This window comes from Arthrobacter sp. 9V, assembly GCF_902506065.1.
GTDB lineage: Bacteria > Actinomycetota > Actinomycetes > Actinomycetales > Micrococcaceae > Arthrobacter.
This window is the reverse complement of record NZ_LR732960.1, coordinates 1-1,252: the sequence shown is the minus strand read 5'-3', so window position 1 is coordinate 1,252 and position 1,252 is coordinate 1. Positions and strand designations below refer to the sequence as shown.

General features: G+C 68.1%; 1 protein-coding gene. It reads right to left on the bottom strand.

Features of this window, described 5'->3' with window-relative positions; all coding sequences use genetic code 11:
• The coding region (locus tag BACI9J_RS22755) for a WXG100 family type VII secretion target (protein WP_201296719.1) at positions 1–1,252 on the bottom strand (1,252 nt) is incomplete at both ends.

The following is a 1,252-nucleotide window of genomic DNA, read 5'->3' as shown; positions in this document are numbered from 1 at the left end:
TTGTAGGCGCCGCTGACGGTGCGGTTGAAGGCGCGGTCACTCGCGGTGAAAGCGTCGGTGAGGCGCTCGACGATCGGCTTGCCCTGCGACCCCAAGAAGCCGGTGTGCAGCCCCTTCGCCGCATCGACGGCGCTGTGCACCATGTTCGCTGGGGTCAGGTAGCGCACCTGGAGCGCCATGCGCTCGAGTCGCCGCGTCGGGTTTGACGCGAACTGCTTCACCGCCAGCGGAAGCTCCTTGAGCGCCATCACGCCGTAGCGGCCAGCTCCGCTGAGGGTCCGGGCGGCGAGCGAGCCGAGCGATCCGGTCGAGCGGGCGAGCGAGAACGCCTTGCGTGCGTCGCCGGCTGCGGACAGCAGCCGTCCGGCGGTGGTGATCCCCTTCATACCCGGGATGCAGTCGAGCAGCGCGAACGCGAGGTCCCACCCGTCGGCGGTGCCCTTGCTCATCTTGTACAGGGTGTCAGCGAGTACGAGCAGCGCTGCACCGAGCACGATCCATGCGAGCGGTCCGCCGACGATCATGACGATGATGCCGCCAACAGCGACGACGACCTTCGCAATGGAGACGATGGTCTCCCATCGTTCGGACCCGAAGATCTTGTCCCACGTGGACTGCTTCCCGAGGCCCGCGTCAGCAGCTTCACCGATCTTCGTCGCGGTCCGCTGCTCCGCGTCCTGCCAGTCACCCTTCGCATCCGCCACGAGCCGCTTCGCCGCATCGATCCGCGACTGCGCCGCCGAGATGTCCCCCTGCGCCGACGACACGGACCCCTGCGCGACGGAAGCGTTGTCGGACGCTGCCCGCAACTGCGCCGGCGACGGAACATCCACCCCGTCCGGCACCTCGGAACCGGCCGGGTACGTGTCCGCGACCTTCGACAGGTCCTTCGACGTCGACTGGTAGTGCGACAGGTTCGACTGCGCATCTGCCAACCGGTCCTGCGCCGCGGCGAGGTCCCCGGTGGCGTCCTTCGCGTCCGCCAACGCACCGTCAGCCCGGTACTGGGCGTCATCGACCGTGTCAGCCCACCCCGACAACGCCGTCGCGGCGAGTTCGTAGGAATCGACGAGCTTGGTCAGGTCCGACGGGGTGTCCTCGATCGCGTCGACGAACACGTCCGCGGCTTCACCCTCCCAGTCGGTCAGCCACCCCGAGCCCTTCACCGACTTCAGTCGGGTCGAGGCGTCATCGGCTGCGTCGGAGATGCGCTGGTACTCCCGCGCCATCATCCGCAACGTCGACGGATCAC